The organism is Massilia cavernae, from assembly GCF_003590855.1.
Taxonomy (GTDB): Bacteria; Pseudomonadota; Gammaproteobacteria; order Burkholderiales; family Burkholderiaceae_D; genus Telluria_A; species Telluria_A cavernae.
The window spans coordinates 45,439-62,050 of record NZ_QYUP01000111.1 but is presented as its reverse complement, the minus strand read 5'-3'; the positions used below and the strand labels follow the sequence as shown (position 1 = coordinate 62,050).

Genomic DNA, 16,612 nt, shown 5'->3' with positions numbered 1-16,612 from the left:
GTAAAAGATTGCAGGAGCAGGCGGAAGCCCGCTCTTGAAGGAGTGGCGAAATGAAACGTAAGTTGGAACCCGGCATCATGTTTGAGTGGAGTTACACCGTGCCGGAGCGGGCGACGGTGCCGCAGCTATATAACGACACCGCGTTCTGCCGGGACATGCCGGATGTGCTGGCGACGGGTTACATGGTCGGCATGATGGAACTTGCCTGTCTGCACGGCATGATGCCTTACGTCGACTGGCCGCGCGAGCAGAGCCTGGGCACGATGGTGCACTTCAGCCACCTCGCGCCCACCGCGCCCGGCATGACCCTGCTGATCAAGGGCGAGGTGACCGAGGTCGATGGCCGCCGCGTATGTTTCCGGGTCGAGGCATGGGATGAGGTCGAGCGCGTCTGCGAAGGCACGCACGAACGCTTTATCATCGATCCGGCGCGCTTCACGCAAAAGGTGGCGGAAAAAGTGGCGAAGGCGGGCGCATGACCGAAGAACTGAAATCGCCGGTGCCGTCGCCGTGCATCAACCTGTGCGAGATGGGGCAGGACGGCCTGTGCCTCGGTTGCCTGCGCACGATCGAGGAAATCATTAACTGGAGCAGTGCCGGCGACGATTACAAACGGGTGGTGTGGAATGAAATCCGCCGCCGAGAAGAACGCATTCAATTCGACTGAGATGAACTTCTACAAACCTGAAAAAACGATTTCCGGCCCGGCCTACGGCAAGGGCTTCAAGCTGTTCGCCACCGTGATGACGATCGGCCTGTTCGCCTACGGCGCCAGTATCGCGCTGCGCTTCCCGCTGCTGCAGTACGGCGTCGGCGTCAAGGCGCTGGTGTTCGGCGCCGCGCTGATGCTGGCCATCAGCTATTACTGGTTCCTGCGCGCGCGCACCACCATCGACGCGGCCGGCATTCACCAGACCTGGCTGTTCGACAAGAAGGTCGAATGGCGCGACGTACGCGGCGCCAAGATGATCGGCATTCCCTACCTCTCCTGGCTTTTCCCGCCGCGAATGGTCGTCAGGACCGGCAACTCCTTCACTACCTTCAACGGCGGTTCGCGCGAGGTGCTGATCGAGTTCGCCAAGATTTCGCTGGCCTTTCAGATGAAACGATGAACGATAAGGCTTTTTCCGTACCCGCTTCGATGCGCATCCTCGAACGCGGCTGGCTCTCTTCCAACAATGTGCTGTTCGTCGGCCGCGACGACACCGCGCTGGTCGACAGCGGCTACCTGACCCACGTGCCGCAGACGCTGGCGCTGGTCGAACATGAACTGGGCAGGCGCCGCCTGGACCGGGTGCTCAACACCCACCTGCATTCGGACCACTGCGGCGGCAATGCGGCGCTGCAGGCGCGCTACGGCAGCCGGGTGGCGATCCCGGTGGCGGAGGCGGCCAAGGTGCGCGCCTGGGACGAGGCGGCGCTGAGTTTTCGCGCTACCGGGCAGCAGTGCGAGCGCTTCACCTTCGACGACACGCTCACGCCGGGCCAGGAGCTGGTGCTTGGCGACATGCCGTGGCGCGTGCTGGGCGCGCCGGGACACGATCCGCATTCGGTGATCCTGTTCTGCGAGCGGGAAGGCATACTGATTTCGGCGGACGCCCTGTGGAACAACGGCTTCGGCGTGATCTTCCCCGAGCTCGATGGCGAGTCGGGCTTCGACGAAGCGCGCGCCACCCTGGAACTGATCCGCACGCTCGATGCGCGGCTGGTGATTCCGGGGCATGGCGCAGCGTTCACCGATGTGAAGGCTGCGGTGGCGCGCGCGCTGGCGCGGGTCGATTTCCTGTCGGCCAGCCCGAAGCGCAACGCGGAGAACGCGGTGAAGGTGTTGCTCAAGTTCCTGCTGCTGTCGCGCCAGCAGATACCGCTGGCGGAAGTGTGGACGATGTTCGAGACGGTGCCGCTGCTGGTGTCGACGGCGCAGCGCTACTTCGAATGGCCGGCGGACAAGATGGCGGAATGGACGGTGCACTCGCTGGTGAGGGCAGGGGCCGCGAAGCGCGAAGGCGGGATGCTCGTCAACCGCGAGTTCTAAGCAAGGATTTTCAAGGCAAGGCCGCCGTCGGCGCGAACATCCGCTCGAAATCCGCCGCCGGCACCGGCCGGCTCTTCAGATACCCCTGGTACGAGTCGCAGCCCCGTTCCGCCAGGAAAACCCGCTGCTCCTCCGATTCCACACCCTCCGCCAGTACCTTGAATCCGAGCGTATGCCCCATCGTCACGATGGCCGTGGCAATCGCCACATCGTCCGGATAGCGTGGAATATCCTTCACGAAGCTGCGGTCGATCTTCAGCACATCCAGCGGGAAGTGCTTCAGGTAGGCCAGCGATGAGTACCCCGTGCCGAAGTCGTCGATCGCCAGGTGCACGCCCAGCTCGCGCAGCCCGTTCAGCATCGACATCGCTTCGTCGCCTCTCTCCATCAGCGCGCTTTCGGTCAGTTCCAGCTCCAGGTACTGCGCCGGGAAGCCGGTCTCCTCCAGCACGTCGCGCACCAGCGCGCGCACGTCGGTGTTCAGGAACTGGCGGGCGATACGTTGACCGCCACGATAATCGGCGGGAAGCCGGCTTCGATCCAGCGCTTCCCTTGCATGCAGCTCTGCCACAAGATCCATTTGCCGATCTGGTTGATCAGGCCGCTGCTCTCGGCGACCGGGATGAAGCGCTGCGGCGCGATCAGGCCCCGCTCCGGATCGAACCAGCGCACCAGCGCTTCGGCGCCGATCAGCCTGCCGCTGGCGATGTCGATCTGGGGCTGGTAGAACGCGCGCAGCTGGTTGCGTTGTACGGCCTGGTGCAGGCGCGCCTCCAGTTCAAGCCGGTGGCGCGCATCGTGCGTCAGCCGCTGCGAGAAGTAGCGGTAGCACCCGCTGCCCTGCTGCTTGGCGAGGTACATCGCGGCGTCGGCGTGCTGGATCAGCTCGTTGCTGTCCTTGCCGTGCGCGGGGAACACGCTGATGCCGATGCTCACGCCGATGCGGACCTCGGCGCCGTTGGACAGGGTCCAGCCCTGGCTCAGCCATTCCGCGATTTCGTCGGCCACCCTGCCGCCGTCCTCGTCGTGGGTGATGTTCTCCAGCAGCACCACAAACTCGTCGCCTCCCAGCCGCGCCACGATATCGGCGTCGCGCAAGCGCTGGCGCAGGCAGGATGCCACCTGGACCAGCAGTTCGTCGCCGGCCGCGTGGCCATAGCTGTCGTTGACGTCCTTGAAGCGGTCCAGGTCGAGCAGCAGCAGGGCGAAGCTGCTGTGCTGCCGGCGTGCCGCCTTGGTCGCATGGTCCAGCTCGGTGGTCAGCATCAGGCGGTTCGGCAGGCCGGTCAGCGGATCGTGGTGGGCCAGGAAGTCGAGCTTGCGCTCGGATTCGCGGATCTGGGACACGTCGGCGTAGACGCCGACATAGTTGATCACCTTGCCCTTGTCGTCCCTGACCGCGCTGATGCTGAGGAAGTCCGAATGCATCTCGCCGCTCTTGTTGCGGTTGCAGACCTCGCCGCGCCAGTAGCCGTCGGTGGCGAGCGCCTCCCACATGGCCTGGAAAAACGCCGGGTCATGCTTGCCGGAACTCAGCACGGCGGGCGTACGGCCCAGCAGTTCCGCTTCGCTGTAGCCGGTAGCGGCGGAAAACCCCTGGTTGACCATGATGATGCGCGCCTGCGCATCGGTCACGAGGATGCCTTCGCGCGTGGTCTCGAACACGGCGGCGGCCTGGTGCAGGCGCCGCTGCGCCGCATTGAAATCGGTCATGTCGGTGTTGGTGCCCGAGACGCAGGTGGGCTTGCCGCCGGCGTCGCGCTGGATGCGAAAGCGCGTGATTACCGGGACGTAATGGCCATCCTTGTGGCGCATCCTCACTTCGAGCCGGCCACTTTTCGCATCGCCTGAGAGCAACTTCGACATGGCGGCCTCGACCTCATGCACCTCGCCGGGCGGGACCATCCGAAGCCAGAGGCGCGAGTCGGCCGGAAGCTCGTTGGGCTGGTAGCCCAGCATGCTCCACCAGCGCGGCGAATAATAGATGGTGTCCGTGCCGATGTCCCAGTCCCACCAGCCGTCGTTCGACCCCAGCAGCACGCGTTCGAGCCTTGCCTCGTTGTGTTCCGCAACGGCGATGGCGTGGTGAAGCAGGCCTTGCCACGAGCGCAGCAGGACGTAGAGCAGCGCGGCGACCACGGCCGTGTAGGCGAAGCCTTTCAGCAGCTCGACGTAGTAGATGGTGTCGGGATCGTCGAACAGCGCGTTGACGACTGTGCCGGACAACAGGATCCACAGGGTCGAGCAGGCGGTGAACGCCAGCGTGATGCCAAATGGTGACCGTAGCCGCAGCCTTGCGCGCCTGCGCGATGGTTTTGGTGTGCTCATAGCATTGCCGCAGCGCGGCGAGGGCCAGGCGCTGCCGGGACTCGATGCCCCAAGTGTATCGTGTGTGCCGGCACGCGTCGCACGCCACGCCAGCGCCGGCAGTGGCGGGAAGGCAAGATAGATCTTGCGCTCTAAACTTAGCACGATCGTTCTTTTTTGGCTCTATAATGAACGCGCAAACCCGATCAACCTTCGTCTGCGAGTCTGTCCATGGCATTGCCCGTCGCGCTGCAAAACCTGTCCCTTCCCGTCATCGGATCGCCGATGTTCATCGCCAGTGGCCCGAAACTGGTCGCGGCGCAGTGCAAGGCCGGCATCGTCGGTTCCTTCCCGGCGCTTAACGCGCGCCCGGCCGAACTGCTCGACACCTGGCTGACTGAACTGCAAGCCGAGCTGGCCGAATACCAGGCCGCCAACCCGGCAAGAAGGTCGGCCCGATCGCGGTCAACCAGATCGTCCACCAGTCCAACGACCGTCTCGAACACGACGTCGAGGTGTGCGTGCGCCACAAGGTGCCGATCATCATTTCGTCGCTGCGCGCGCCGCCGAAGAAGATGATGGACGCCGTCCACAGCTACGGCGGCATCGTGCTGCATGACGTGGTGTCGATCCGCCATGCGCAAAAGGCGCTGGAAGCGGGCGTCGACGGCCTGATCCTGGTCGCGGCGGGCGCGGGCGGCCACGCGGGCGCGCTGTCGCCGTTCGCGCTGGTGGGGGAAGTGCGCAAGTTGTTCAGCGGCCCGCTGGCGCTGTCAGGCTCGATCGCCAGCGGCGACGCCATCCTGGCTGCGCAGGCGATGGGCGCGGACTTCGCCTATATCGGCTCGCGCTGGCTGGCCACCCAGGAATCGAACATCAGCGACGAATACCGCAACGCCATCGTCGATTCGGCCGCGGACGACATCGTGTACACCAACCTGTTCACCGGCGTGCACGGCAACTACCTGAAGAAGTCGATCCTCAACGCGGGGCTCGACCCGAACGCACTGCCGGAATCGGACAAGAGCAAGATGAGCTTCGGATCGGGCAGCGCCAAGGCGTGGCGCGATATCTGGGGCGCAGGGCAGGGCGTCGGCCTGATGCACGACGTACCTACCGTGGCGGAGATGGTCGAGCGCCTGCAGCGCGAATACGAGGCCGCGCGCGCCCGGATCTGCGCGCTTTAAGCGTCGCGCGGCTTCAGGTCCGTCTCGCGGATCGCCCACAGTCCCGGCAGGTTGCGCCAGTAGCCGTAGACGTCCATGCCGAAGCCGACCACGAACTTGTTGGGAATGGTCAGGCCGACGATGTCGGCCTGTACCGGCTTGGCGCGCTTGATGTCCTTGTCCGCGAACACCGCCAAAATCACTTCCGCCGCGCCCATGTCGAGCAGGCGCTGCTTGACGTGCGCCAGCGTTTCGCCTTCGTCGAGGATGTCGTCGACCACGACGATGGTGCGGCCCGCCACGTTCGAGCGCGGAATCACCTTCCACACCACCTGGCCGCCCTGGTCGTCGTCGCCGTAGCGGGTGACGTGGATGTAGTCGAATTCGAGCGGGAAATCGAGCTGGGTGAGCAGCTGGCCGGTGAACACGACCGCGCCGCCCATGACGCCCAGCACCAGCGGGAACGCCTCGTCTTCCAGATTGCCGAAGCGCTCGTTCAGCGTGTCGGCGACGCGCACGACGGCCGCCTTGACGGCGTCCGCATCGAAGATCTCTTCGGCGTGCTTGATCAGCGCTTGCGCGCGCTGGTAGTGAAAGTCTTGCATGATGGCCTGCTTGTTAAGGATACGAAGCAATTATCCTTCATATCGCCAATCGCAGACGGACGCGAGTTGGATTTCCGCAACAGCGGCCGGCACGTTCAAGTGTAGTCGCGCGCGTCTTCGATCACCTTGCCGTCATCCGGCAGCGAGCCGGGCGCCGCGAATACCACTTCGCCGCGCAGCTTGGTCACCTCGCGGATCGATTCGACGATGGCTGCCTCCAGCGCTTGTGCAGGCTGGCCCGCCAGTTCGCAGTGCAGCGTCATCACGTCGTTGGCCATGCGGCCGCTGACCACCAGCCGCGCCTTCGACACCTCCGGATGGCGGCGCACGATGTTGGCCACCTGCGACGGGTGCACGAACATCGCGCGCACCTTGGTGGTCTGGTCGGCGCGGCCCATCCAGCCCTTGATGCGGCTGTTGGTGCGGCCGCACGGCGACGGCGGCGCATCGACCAGCAGCGCCGACATGTCGCCGGTGGCGAAGCGGATCAGCGGGTAGTCGGGATTGAAGGAGGTGACCACCACTTCGCCGGTGTCGCCCGGCGCGACCGGTTCGCCGCTGCCGGGACGGACGATTTCGACGATCAGGTCTTCATCGAGCACCATGCCGGGGTTGACCGCGCCGCCGCTGATGGTTTCGTAGGCGATGCTGCCGATATCGGCCGACGCGTAGGTCTGGATCACGTTGGGCACGCCGTTGGCCTGGAACCAGGCGCGCAGCGACTGGGGCAGCGCTTCCGCGCCCATCACCGCGTTGCGCACGCTGCTGATGTCGGCGCCCATTTCGCGCGCCTTTTCGATGATGATGCGCAGGAAGGAGGGCGTGCCGACATAGGTGTCCGGCTTCAGGTCGGCCATCGACTGCACCTGCATCTCGGTTTGCCCGGCGCCGGCCGGGATCACCGCGCTGCCGATGCGCGCCGCTGCGCCTTCGATCATGAAGGCGGCCGGGGTGAAGTGGTAGGAGAAGCAGTTCTGCAGCAGCCCGCCCTTGCGCACGCCGCCTGCGAACAGCGGGCGCGCGAAGCGCCACCAGTCCTTGCCGCGGCCTTCGGGGTCGAAGATCGGGCCGGGCGAGATGAACACGCGCGCCAGCTCGGATACCGGCGCCGTATTCAGGCCGCCGAAGGGCATGGCGTCCTTCTGCAGCGCCTTGAGGTCGGCCTTGCGCGTGACCGGCAGGGCGGCCAGCGCGGCGCGGCTGTTGACCGCGGCGGCGTCGACGCCGTCGAGGATGCGCGCCCACCCCGGCGCGGACTTGGCCAGCGCTACCAGCTTCGGCAGGCGCGCCATCAGGTCGCGCTCGCGTTCGGCGGGGTCGCGGGTCTCGAGCGCGTCGAGGGTCTCGGTGTTCATGTTGGTTCTCCTATTTCCCGCTGCAGCTTTTTGGTCAGCTTCGCGAACGCGAGCTCCCACGAACGGCGCAGCAGTCCCGCGGCCTCTTCGTCGCTGAGCGACTTCGGATCGTCGGTATACACCCACTTCAGGCGCGCCATGTAGGGCGCGGGAATGATGCCCGGGCGGTCGGTCAGTTCAAGGAAGCGGTCGTCATCCACCTTGAAGCTGATGCGAAACGCGGGCAGGTCTGCATTGGTACAGGCGAACATCTTGCCGCCGACCGAGAACACATTGACCTCGCCCCACTTGAGATCTTCGGTCACGCCGGGAAAGGTGCGGCACACCGCTTTTGCTGCTTCAAAATCCATGATCGTTCACGCCGCTTCGCCGATTTCGCGCTGCAGCTTCTTTGTCAGTTTGGCGAACACCAGTTCGTAGGAGCGGCGCAGCAGGGCATGCGCTTCGTCGTCGGAAAGCGCGTTCGCCTCTTCCACATAGATCCATTTGTTGCGCGCCATATAGGGCGCCGGGATGATGCCAGGGCGGTCGGTCAGTTCCAGGAAGCGGTCGTCGTCCACCTTGAAGCTCATGCCCTTGGCCGGTACCTCGTCGCCGGTCACGGCGAACATCTTCTCGCCAACCGAAAACACCAGGTCGGCGCCCCACTTGATGTCGGTGGTCGCTCCGGGGAAGGCAAGGCACAAGGCCTTGGCACTTTCAAAATCCATGTTCTCTTCTTTCGTGTTGCGGTGTCAGGCCAGCCAGCGTTTGCGGCGGCGGTAGAATTTCATGTCGCGGAAGCTCTTGCGCCCCGCGCCGGACACGCCAAGGTAGAACTCCTTGACGTCCTCGTTGTTGGCCAGCTCGCTGGCTTCGCCTTCCATCACCACACGCCCGTTTTCGAGGATGTAGCCAAAGTCGGCGTAGCGCAGCGCGACCATGGTGTTCTGTTCGGCGAGCAGGAAGGACACGTTCTCCTTGCGGTTCAGGTCCTTCACGATGTCGAATATTTCTTCGACGATCTGCGGCGCGATGCCCATCGACGGTTCGTCCAGCAGGATCATCGACGGCTTGGCCATCAACGCGCGGCCGATGGCGCACATCTGCTGTTCGCCGCCGGAGGTGTAGCCGGCCTGGCTGCTGCGCCGTTCCTTCAGGCGCGGGAAGTACTGGTAGACCGCGTCGAGCGAATCCTTCAGCTCCGCGCGCGAAATGCTGCGGGTGTAGGCGCCGGTCAGCAGGTTCTCTTCGATGGTCAGGTGGCCGAAGCAGTGGCGGCCTTCCATCACCTGCGAGAGGCCGCGCTTGACCAGTTCGTTGGGCGTCAGCTGGTCGATCCGTTCGCCCTTGAAGCGCACTTCGCCCTTGGTGACGTCGCCGCGTTCGCCGCGCAGCAAGGTCGAAATCGTTTTCAGCGTGGTCGACTTGCCGGCGCCGTTGGCGCCCAGCAGGGCCACGATTTTCCCTTGCGGGACCTGCAGCGATACGCCCTTTAGCACCAGGATGACGTGGTCGTAGATGACCTCGATGTTATTCACCGACAGGTAGGGCTGGCTGGCTGTATCGTTCGTCATGTTCGCATTGTCCAGGAAACGCTCCCCGCCGTATGGCGGGGAGCCGTGCTGCTTACTGCATGCAGGCAGGGGTGATGTTTTTCTCTTTGGCGTAGACCGTCGAGGATTCTTCCACCAGTTTGCGGGTCAGCGCCTTGTCGCCGACCACCCAGTTAGGCGTGATGGCCTTCCACTTGGCGCCGTCCCACTGCTGGACCTTCACCGCGCCCGAACCTTCGTGGTCGTCGCAGCTGGTCTTCACGGTCGGGAACATGCCGAAGGCGCCCAGCTGCTTCTGGCGGGCCGCGTCGATGTTCAGGTTCTCCAGGCCCCAGCGCACCTGCTCGCCGGTCATGACCTTGCCCTTGCCGTATTTTTCCTGGGCCTTGCGGATCGCTTCGACCCACAGGATGCCTAACGTCATGCCGCGCATGTGGTACACGGAGCCAATGCGCTTCTGGTCGGCCAGGTTGCCGTTGCCGGCGGCGTAGACCTTCTTGCGGATCTCGTCGATGACAGGGTAGTTACCCGGGGTGTTGAAGGTCATCGTGGTGTAGCCCTTGGCCGCGTCGCCCGAAGGGATGGTGTCTTCCTCCGAACCCGCCCACCACACGCCAAGGATCTTTTCGCGCGGGAAGCCGTTGCGCTGGGCGGTCTTGATCGCGACCGAGTTCATCACGCCCCAGCCCCACAGGATCACGTGGTCAGGCCTGGCCTGGCGGATCTGCAGCCACTGCGACTGCTGCTCGCTGCCCGGAGGCGCCACCGCGATCTTGATCAGCTCGAAGCCGTACTGCTTGGCCTGCGCTTCCAGCACCGGCAGCGGCTCCTTGCCGAAGGCCGAGTCGTGGTACAGGTGGACGATCTTCTTGCCCTTCAGTTTGGCGTAGCCGCCTTCCTTGTCGGCCAGGTACTTGATCATCGCCGCAGCCTGGTTCCAGTAGCTGGTAATCAGGGGGAAGATGTACGGGAACACCTTGCCGTTGGCGGCGTCGGAGCGGCCGTAGCCGAGGGTCGTCATCGGGATCTTGTCCTGGGCGACGCGGTCGAGGATGCCATAGGCGATACCGGTCGACAGCGGCTCGACCAGGGTCGCGCCGCCTTCCTTGGTCTTGAGGCGCTCGTAGCATTCGACGCCGCGCGACGGGTTGTATTCGGTTTCGCACTCTTCCCATTTGATCTTCACGCCGTTGACGCCGCCGCTGGCGTTGACCAGGTTGAAGTAATCGATCGCACCGCCATAGAAGCCGGAGCCGCCGGCCGCGTAGGGGCCCACGCGGTAGGAAGGCAGCGCGACGAACTGGTCGGCCGCCAGGACCTGGGTAACTGCGCCGGATAGGGCCGCGCACAGCATGAGCTTCGTAGTCAGTTTCATTGTTATCGTCTCCTCAGTTTTCCAAGAATGCTGCCGATTGACTGATTGCGTCCTTGCGGCCCGGTTAATGCGGGAAGGGCCACAGGCGCAATTTTTCTTTACCTACTTGCCACAAGCGCGCGAGGCCATGCGGCTCCACGATCAGGAAGAAAATGATCAACGCGCCAAACACCATCAACTCCAGGTTCGATGCCACCGACGTCGGCAGGGACAGGCCGTGCGCCAGGATGTTCAGGAATACCGGCAGCAGCACGATGAAGCCCGCGCCCAGGAAGGAACCCAGGATCGAGCCGACGCCGCCGATGATAATCATGAACAGGATGCGGAACGACAGGTCGAGGTTGTAGGCCTCCGGTTCGACCGTGCCGAGATAGGCGTAGGCGTACAGCGCGCCCGCCACGCCGCAGTAGAAGGAACTGACCGCGAACGCCAGCAGCTTGGTGCGCATCGGCCGGAAGCCGATGACTTCCGCCGCCACGTCCATGTCGCGCACCGCCATCCAGGAGCGGCCCACGTTCGAGCGCACCATGTTCTTGGCCATCAGCGCCATCAGCGCGACGATGGCCAGCACCAGCATGTACTTGCTGGCCGGAGTATCGAAGGCGTAGCCGAAAATCTCGATCTTCTGCGCGGTGATCACGCCCGACGTGCTGTAGTTGGTCAGGTAGGGGATCTTGGTCAGGCACCAGACCACGAAGAACTGGGTGGCCAGCGTCGATGCCGCCAGGTAGAAGCCGCGGATGCGCAGCGACGGCAGGCCGAACGCGATGCCCACCATGGCCGCGCACAATCCGCCCAGCACGAAGGCCAGCAGCATCGGGATGCCGGGCAGGCGCGTGATGATGTTCCACGACGCGAACGCGCCGACCGCCATGAAGGCTGCGGTGCCGAGCGACAGCTGGCCGGCATAGCCGGTCAGGATATTCAGCCCGAGCGCGGCCAGGGAAAAGATCAGGAAGGGAATCAGGATCGCCGACAGCAGGTAGGGCGTGGCGAACATGGGTACGGCGACCAGCGCCACGGCCAGCAGCGCGAGCAGGGCGATGCGGTCCTGGCGGATCGGGAACACCTGTCCATCGGACTGGTAGCTGGTCTTGAACTGGCCGGCTTCACGGTAGAACATCTCAAATCCTCCGGATGATTTTTTCGCCGAACAGCCCTTCGGGGCGAACCAGCAGGAACAGCAGTGCGAGCACGTAAGGGAACCAGCCTTCGATGCCGCCGCCGACGTACGGGCCGAGGTAGACTTCGGCCAGCTTTTCGGAGGCGCCGATGATCAGGCCGCCGACAATGGCGCCCGGCACCGAGGTGAAGCCGCCCAGGATCAGCACCGGCAGGGCCTTCAGCGCGATGAAGGTGAGGGCGAACTGCACGCCGTTGCGGGCGCCCCAGAGCATGCCCGCGACCAGCGCCACCAGCCCCGCCACGCCCCACAGGATGGCCCAGATGCGCTGCAGCGGGATGCCCACCGCCAGCGCGGCCTGGTGGTCGTCGGCGACGGCGCGGAGGGCGCGGCCGACCTTGGTTTTCGAGAACAGCAGCGCGAGCACGGTGACCAGCACGCCGCAGATGGCGGCGGCCGTCATGTCGAAGTTGGATACCAGGATGTTGTAGTTGTCCATCAGCCAGGCGTTGGGGATGTCCTCGATCGGCAGGTCGAGCTTGCGCACCTGCGAACCCCAGACCAGCTGCGCCAGGCCTTCGATGAAGAAGGCGAGGCCGATGGTGGCCATGAACAGGGTAATCTCCGGCTGGTTGACCAGCGGGCGCAGCACCACGCGCTCGATGGCGATGCCGAGCAGGATCATCACGGCGATGGTGCCCGGCACGGCGAGCCACAGCGACACGCCGAACTTGTCGATGATGCCGACGCAGGTGAGGGCGGCGAAGAACACCATCGCCCCCTGGGCGAAGTTGAAGACCCCGGAGGCCTTGTAGATCAGGACAAAGCCGATGGCCACCAGCGCGTACATGACGCCGGAGAGCAGGCCGCCGCCCAGAGAAGCACTTCAATAAAGAAGCTCATTAGTGTGCCACTCCAAGATATGCATTGATGACGTTCTGGTTGCTGCGCACCTCATCCGGCGTGCCGTCCCCGATCTTCTTGCCGTAATCGAGCACCACCACGCGGTCCGAGATATCCATCACCACACCCATGTCATGCTCGATCAGCACGATGGTGGTCCCGAACTGGTCGTTCACGTCGAGGATGAAGCGGCACATGTCCTGCTTCTCCTCCACGTTCATGCCCGCCATCGGCTCGTCCAGCAGCAGGATGTCCGGTTCGGCTGCCAGCGCGCGTCCCAGCTCCACGCGCTTTTGCAGGCCATACGGCAAACGCCCGACCGGCGTCTTGCGGATCGCCTGGATCTCGAGGAAGTCGATGATCTGCTCCACCTTCGCGCGGTGCGCGATCTCCTCGCGCCGCGCCGGGCCGAGGTACAGCGCCTGCATCAGGAAGTTGGACTTCATCTTCAGGTTACGGCCGGTCATGATGTTGTCCAGTACCGTCATGCCCTTGAACAGCGCGATGTTCTGGAAGGTGCGCGCGACGCCGGCCTTGGCCGCCGCGTAGCAGTCCATGTTCCGGCGCGGCACGCCGCGCAGCACGATCTCGCCCTGTTGCGGGCGGTACACGCCGTTGATCACGTTGAGCATCGAGCTCTTGCCGGCGCCGTTCGGCCCGATGATCGCGCGGATCTCGTGCTGGCGCACGTCGAAGGAAATGTCGGTCAGCGCCTTGACGCCGCCGAAGGACAGCGAAATGTTCTTGAGGTCGAGGATGACCGGGCCGATGGTGCGCGCCGATCCTGGGGAGCCGCTTGGTTCTGACATGTTCATGGTATCCGGCGCCGTCACGCAGCCGCCTCCATCGATGGGTAGGTTTTGGCTTCGCAGATGCGCAGGTCGGCGCTGACGGTGCCGGTGCGGCCGTCCTCGAACTTGACCTGGGTGGTGATGAACTGGCTGGCCTTGCCGCCGTAGAGAGCATCGATCAGCACCGCATACTTCTCGGCGATGAACTTGCGGCGCACCTTGCGGGTGCGGGTCAGTTCGTCGTCGTCCGGGTCGAGCTCCTTGTGCAGCACCAGGAAGCGGTGGACCTGGGTGTCGGACATCAGCGCCTCGCCGGCCAGGTCGGCATTGACCTTTTCCACGCAGTCGCGGATCAGCTCATAGGTTTGCGGATGCGCGGCCAGGTCGGTATAGCCGGAGTAGGCGATGTTGCGCCTTTCCGCCCAGTTGCCGACGGCTTCCATGTCGATGTTAATGAAGGCGCAGACCTGGTCGCGCGCATTGCCGAAGGCGACCGCCTCCTTAATGAACGGGAAGAACTTCAGCTTGTTCTCGATGTAGTTGGGCGCGAAGATGGCGCCGCCGTTCATCTTGCCCACGTCGGCCGCGCGGTCGATGATCTTCAGGTGGCCCTCGGCGTCGAAGATGCCGGCGTCGCCGGTGTGGAAGTAGCCGTTGGCGTCGATCACTTCGGCGGTGGCGTCGGGACGCTTGAAGTAGCCGTCCATGGTGGCGGGCGACTTGACCAGCACCTCGCCGTTGTCGGCAAGTTTTACTTCGACGCCGGGCGCGGGCAGGCCCACGCTGTCGAACTTGATGTTCCGGTCCGGCTGCAGGCACACATAGGCGCAGGTTTCGGTGGAGCCATACAGCTGCTTGAGGTTGACGCCGATCGAGCGGTAGAAGCGGAACAGGTCAGGCCCGATCGCCGCGCCCGCGGTGTAGGCGACGCGGATGCGCGACATGCCAAGCACGTTCTTCAGCGGGCCATACACCAGCAGCTTGCCGATGGCGTACTTGAGGCGCTCGAGGGCCGGTACCGGCTTGCCGTCCAGGATATCGGAGCCGCTGCGTTTGGCCACGTCCATGAAGTAGGCGAACATGCGGCGCTTGATGGCGCCGGCGTCTTCCATGCGGATCATCACCGTGGTCAGCATGTTCTCGAACACGCGAGGCGGCGCGAAGTAGAAGGTCGGGCCGATTTCGCGCAGGTCGGTCAGCACGGTGTCGCCCGACTCTGGGCAGTTGACGGTGAAACCGGCCACCAAAGCCTGCGCCATCGAGAACAGGCAGTCGCCCACCCATGCCATCGGCAAGTAGGACAGCACGTCCTCATGGTCGGTCAGCCGGTCGAAGCCGACCGCGCCGGTGCCTGCCGCGATCAGCGAGGCGTGCGACTGCACCACGCCCTTCGGCTTGCCGGTGGTGCCGGAGGTGTACAGGATGATGGCGGTGTCGGCGCCGCGCCCCGCTTCGACCGCGGCCTCGAAAAAGCCGGGATGGGCCTTGTCGTACTCGCGTCCAAGCTGCTGCAGCCGGGCGATCGACATCAGCCCTTCCTGCGCGTAGTGGCGCATGCCGCGCTCGTCCTCGAACACGATGCTGGTCACCTGCGGGCACAGGGCGCGCAGTTCCATCAGCTTGTCGACCTGTTCCTGGTCCTCGACCACGGCGTAGGCGATCTCGGCGTCGTTCAGCACGTAGGCCATGTCCGCCGCCGGCGCGTCCTGGTACAGCGGGACCGGCACGCCGCCCAGGCACTGGGCCGCCAGCATCGACCAGTAAAGGCGGGGGCGGTTGTCGCCGATGATGGCGAGGTTCATGCCACGCTTGAAGCCGATGGCGGCAAGCCCGCAGGCCAGTGCGCGCACTTCGTCGTTCACCTGCGCCCAGTTCCAGGTCTGCCAGATGCCCAGGTACTTCTCGCGGTAGGCCGGGCGTGTGCCGCGCATCTGGCCGTGAGCCAGCATATGGCGCGGAAAAGTCTGCAGTTGCGATCCTTCGGATGGTTGCACCGCTGTCCCCTTTGTCGATACATTCATGCCATGCAAAGGTATTTGCAGGCGTGATGTTATTTTTGTGTGATGATATTAGCCTGCGAACGATTCCCGTGTTGTCATTTGGATGACAATTGGCGGACTTTCGATGCTGCGACGCACAATGACAAATCAAGTACAGACACTGAAAGAACACCTGCGAGCAACCATCTGGTCGCGTTGCCTGAGCGCAGCGCAGATGGCGCGCGTGGAGGCCGATACTTTCGAGCAGTTCGTGCCGAAGGGCGGCTTCGTATTCCGCAAGGGCGAGCCGGTGGAAAGCTGGACCGGCATCATCGAAGGCCTGGTCAAGATGAATAATTTTTCGGCGGCGGGCAAGAGCGTGACGTTTACCGGCGTGCCCACCGGCGCCTGGTTCGGCGAGGGCTCGCTGCTGAAGGACGACCACCGCAAGTACGACGTGATCGCGCTGCGCGACAGCCGCGTAGCCCAGATGCCGCGCGCTACGTTCGAGTGGCTGCTCGAAACAAGTTTGCCGTTTACCCGCTTTTTGTTGATGCAGCTCAATGAGCGGCTCGGACAGTTCATCGGCCTGGTGGAAACCGACCGCATGCTCAACGTCGACACGCGGGTGGCGCGTTGCCTGGCCGCCATGTTCAACAACCACCTCTATCCCGGCGTCGACAAGACGGTCCAGATTTCGCAGGAGGAGATCGGCTACCTGTCCGGCGCCTCGCGCCAGCGCGCCAACCAGGCCTTGCAGCTGCTGGAGAAGGAAGGCCTGCTGCGGCTCGACTACGGCGGCATCCGCGTGCTCGACGTGGAAGGGCTGCGCCAGTTCGAGGCTTAGCCGGCGCGTGGAAGTGTCAGGGTGGATTCATGTTTCTCAGAGAACGGTATGAGGAACAAGATGAATCCTTTCTCGGCGATAGTGCGGTGTATCCGTAGATTGCCCTGCTCATCCCTCTTGAAGACCAGCTTTTTCGTCAGGATGGTTTTTCCAGGCAAGATACGCGCGCCGACAGGGGCTATCTCAACTTCAAATTCTATCGCCCCGTCGTGACGGACAAATCTTGCCTGTCCCAGGTCGATGACCGTTTCCACAGGTGCACCGTCGGTGCGTACAAAGCGCAACCGCACTGAGCTTGAACCTGTATCGGCGATCTCGATTTCGCTCGATGGCTTGATTTGCCGGAAATCGACCAGGGGACTGGAAAAATCGCCAGGCCCGTACTTGCCGACGCCCTCGAACGCATAAACGCCTGCGATTGAATGTTCCGCTTTGCCCGCCCAGGCAGGACATGTGGCGAGCGCCACGCAAGCGAATAAAACCCAGCTAAAGACAGGTGACTTGATGCGCATGTGCGACCTCTTGAATAATCGAGTGGCCCGATTGTCGCCGGCCTTGCCTGCGTGCGGAACAGGTACTGGGGAAAGTAGA

Annotated in this window: 15 protein-coding genes and 3 pseudogenes; 6 read left to right on the top strand and 12 right to left on the bottom strand. The window is 64.0% G+C overall.

Annotation, left to right across the window (positions count from 1 at the left end; genetic code table 11):
* Nucleotides 1-50: 50 nt before the first annotated feature.
* From D3872_RS11815 to D3872_RS11800, 4 genes are read left to right on the top strand one after another with little or no spacing between them, the layout of a single operon-like run.
* Complete coding sequence (locus D3872_RS11815) at nucleotides 51-479, top strand: thioesterase family protein (RefSeq protein WP_119810949.1); 429 nt, start codon at nucleotides 51-53, stop codon at nucleotides 477-479.
* A complete protein-coding gene (locus D3872_RS11810; protein ID WP_119810948.1) occupies nucleotides 476-667 on the top strand; it encodes a DUF1289 domain-containing protein in 192 nt (63 codons plus the stop codon). The genes D3872_RS11815 and D3872_RS11810 overlap by 4 nt, the downstream gene beginning before the upstream one ends.
* Complete coding sequence (locus tag D3872_RS11805) at nucleotides 627-1,112, top strand: hypothetical protein (RefSeq protein WP_229459283.1); 486 nt, start codon at nucleotides 627-629, stop codon at nucleotides 1,110-1,112. The genes D3872_RS11810 and D3872_RS11805 overlap by 41 nt, the downstream gene beginning before the upstream one ends.
* Entirely contained in the window at nucleotides 1,109-2,035 is a 927-nt protein-coding gene (locus D3872_RS11800; RefSeq protein WP_119810946.1) for an MBL fold metallo-hydrolase, read from the top strand. The genes D3872_RS11805 and D3872_RS11800 overlap by 4 nt, the downstream gene beginning before the upstream one ends.
* Nucleotides 2,036-2,045: 10 nt before the next feature.
* Here the strand turns inward: D3872_RS11800 and D3872_RS11790 are convergent.
* Nucleotides 2,046-4,363 (bottom strand): annotated as a pseudogene (locus tag D3872_RS11790) (putative bifunctional diguanylate cyclase/phosphodiesterase).
* Nucleotides 4,364-4,573: 210 nt separating this feature from the next.
* On the opposite strand from D3872_RS11790, the pseudogene D3872_RS11785 reads away from it, so the two are divergent.
* Nucleotides 4,574-5,529, top strand: a pseudogene (locus D3872_RS11785) (NAD(P)H-dependent flavin oxidoreductase).
* Here the strand turns inward: D3872_RS11785 and D3872_RS11780 are convergent.
* The 10 genes and pseudogenes from D3872_RS11780 to D3872_RS11735 all read right to left on the bottom strand — a co-directional run bounded on the left by D3872_RS11780 (nucleotide 5,526) and on the right by D3872_RS11735 (nucleotide 15,216).
* Nucleotides 5,526-6,113 (bottom strand): hypoxanthine-guanine phosphoribosyltransferase, encoded by a 588-nt coding sequence (locus D3872_RS11780; protein WP_119810986.1) that lies wholly within the window; start codon nucleotides 6,111-6,113, stop codon nucleotides 5,526-5,528. The pseudogene D3872_RS11785 and the gene D3872_RS11780 sit on opposite strands and share 4 nt — an antisense overlap.
* Before the next feature lie 95 nt (nucleotides 6,114-6,208).
* On the bottom strand, nucleotides 6,209-7,468 hold the full coding sequence (locus tag D3872_RS11775) for a phenylacetate--CoA ligase family protein (RefSeq protein WP_119810943.1): 1,260 nt from the start codon (nucleotides 7,466-7,468) through the stop codon (nucleotides 6,209-6,211).
* On the bottom strand, nucleotides 7,465-7,818 hold the full coding sequence (locus tag D3872_RS11770; protein ID WP_119810942.1) for an MmcQ/YjbR family DNA-binding protein: 354 nt from the start codon (nucleotides 7,816-7,818) through the stop codon (nucleotides 7,465-7,467). The genes D3872_RS11775 and D3872_RS11770 overlap by 4 nt, the downstream gene beginning before the upstream one ends.
* Nucleotides 7,819-7,824: 6 nt before the next feature.
* Nucleotides 7,825-8,178 (bottom strand): MmcQ/YjbR family DNA-binding protein, encoded by a 354-nt coding sequence (locus D3872_RS11765; protein WP_119810941.1) that lies wholly within the window; start codon nucleotides 8,176-8,178, stop codon nucleotides 7,825-7,827.
* A gap of 24 nt (nucleotides 8,179-8,202) precedes the next feature.
* Nucleotides 8,203-9,024 (bottom strand): ABC transporter ATP-binding protein, encoded by an 822-nt coding sequence (locus tag D3872_RS11760; RefSeq protein WP_119810940.1) that lies wholly within the window; start codon nucleotides 9,022-9,024, stop codon nucleotides 8,203-8,205.
* A gap of 52 nt (nucleotides 9,025-9,076) precedes the next feature.
* Nucleotides 9,077-10,378, bottom strand: coding sequence for an ABC transporter substrate-binding protein (locus D3872_RS11755; protein WP_119810939.1), 1,302 nt, complete (start codon nucleotides 10,376-10,378; stop codon nucleotides 9,077-9,079).
* Nucleotides 10,379-10,442: 64 nt separating this feature from the next.
* Nucleotides 10,443-11,501, bottom strand: coding sequence for a branched-chain amino acid ABC transporter permease (locus D3872_RS11750; protein ID WP_119810938.1), 1,059 nt, complete (start codon nucleotides 11,499-11,501; stop codon nucleotides 10,443-10,445).
* A gap of 1 nt (nucleotide 11,502) precedes the next feature.
* Nucleotides 11,503-12,404: pseudogene (locus D3872_RS11745) on the bottom strand (branched-chain amino acid ABC transporter permease).
* Nucleotides 12,404-13,219, bottom strand: coding sequence for an ABC transporter ATP-binding protein (locus tag D3872_RS11740; protein ID WP_119810985.1), 816 nt, complete (start codon nucleotides 13,217-13,219; stop codon nucleotides 12,404-12,406). Before D3872_RS11740 ends, D3872_RS11745 begins: the two are co-directional and overlap by 1 nt.
* A 14-nt stretch (nucleotides 13,220-13,233) precedes the next feature.
* On the bottom strand, nucleotides 13,234-15,216 hold the full coding sequence (locus D3872_RS11735; protein ID WP_119810937.1) for an AMP-dependent synthetase/ligase: 1,983 nt from the start codon (nucleotides 15,214-15,216) through the stop codon (nucleotides 13,234-13,236).
* A 118-nt stretch (nucleotides 15,217-15,334) separates the two neighbouring features.
* Here D3872_RS11735 and D3872_RS11730 point away from each other — a divergent pair, with 118 nt between their 5' ends.
* Nucleotides 15,335-16,021, top strand: coding sequence for a Crp/Fnr family transcriptional regulator (locus D3872_RS11730; protein ID WP_119810936.1), 687 nt, complete (start codon nucleotides 15,335-15,337; stop codon nucleotides 16,019-16,021).
* Here the strand turns inward: D3872_RS11730 and D3872_RS11725 are convergent.
* Nucleotides 16,018-16,533, bottom strand: coding sequence for a hypothetical protein (locus D3872_RS11725; protein ID WP_119810935.1), 516 nt, complete (start codon nucleotides 16,531-16,533; stop codon nucleotides 16,018-16,020). The two genes, D3872_RS11730 and D3872_RS11725, sit on opposite strands and share 4 nt — an antisense overlap.
* Nucleotides 16,534-16,612: the final 79 nt, after the last annotated feature.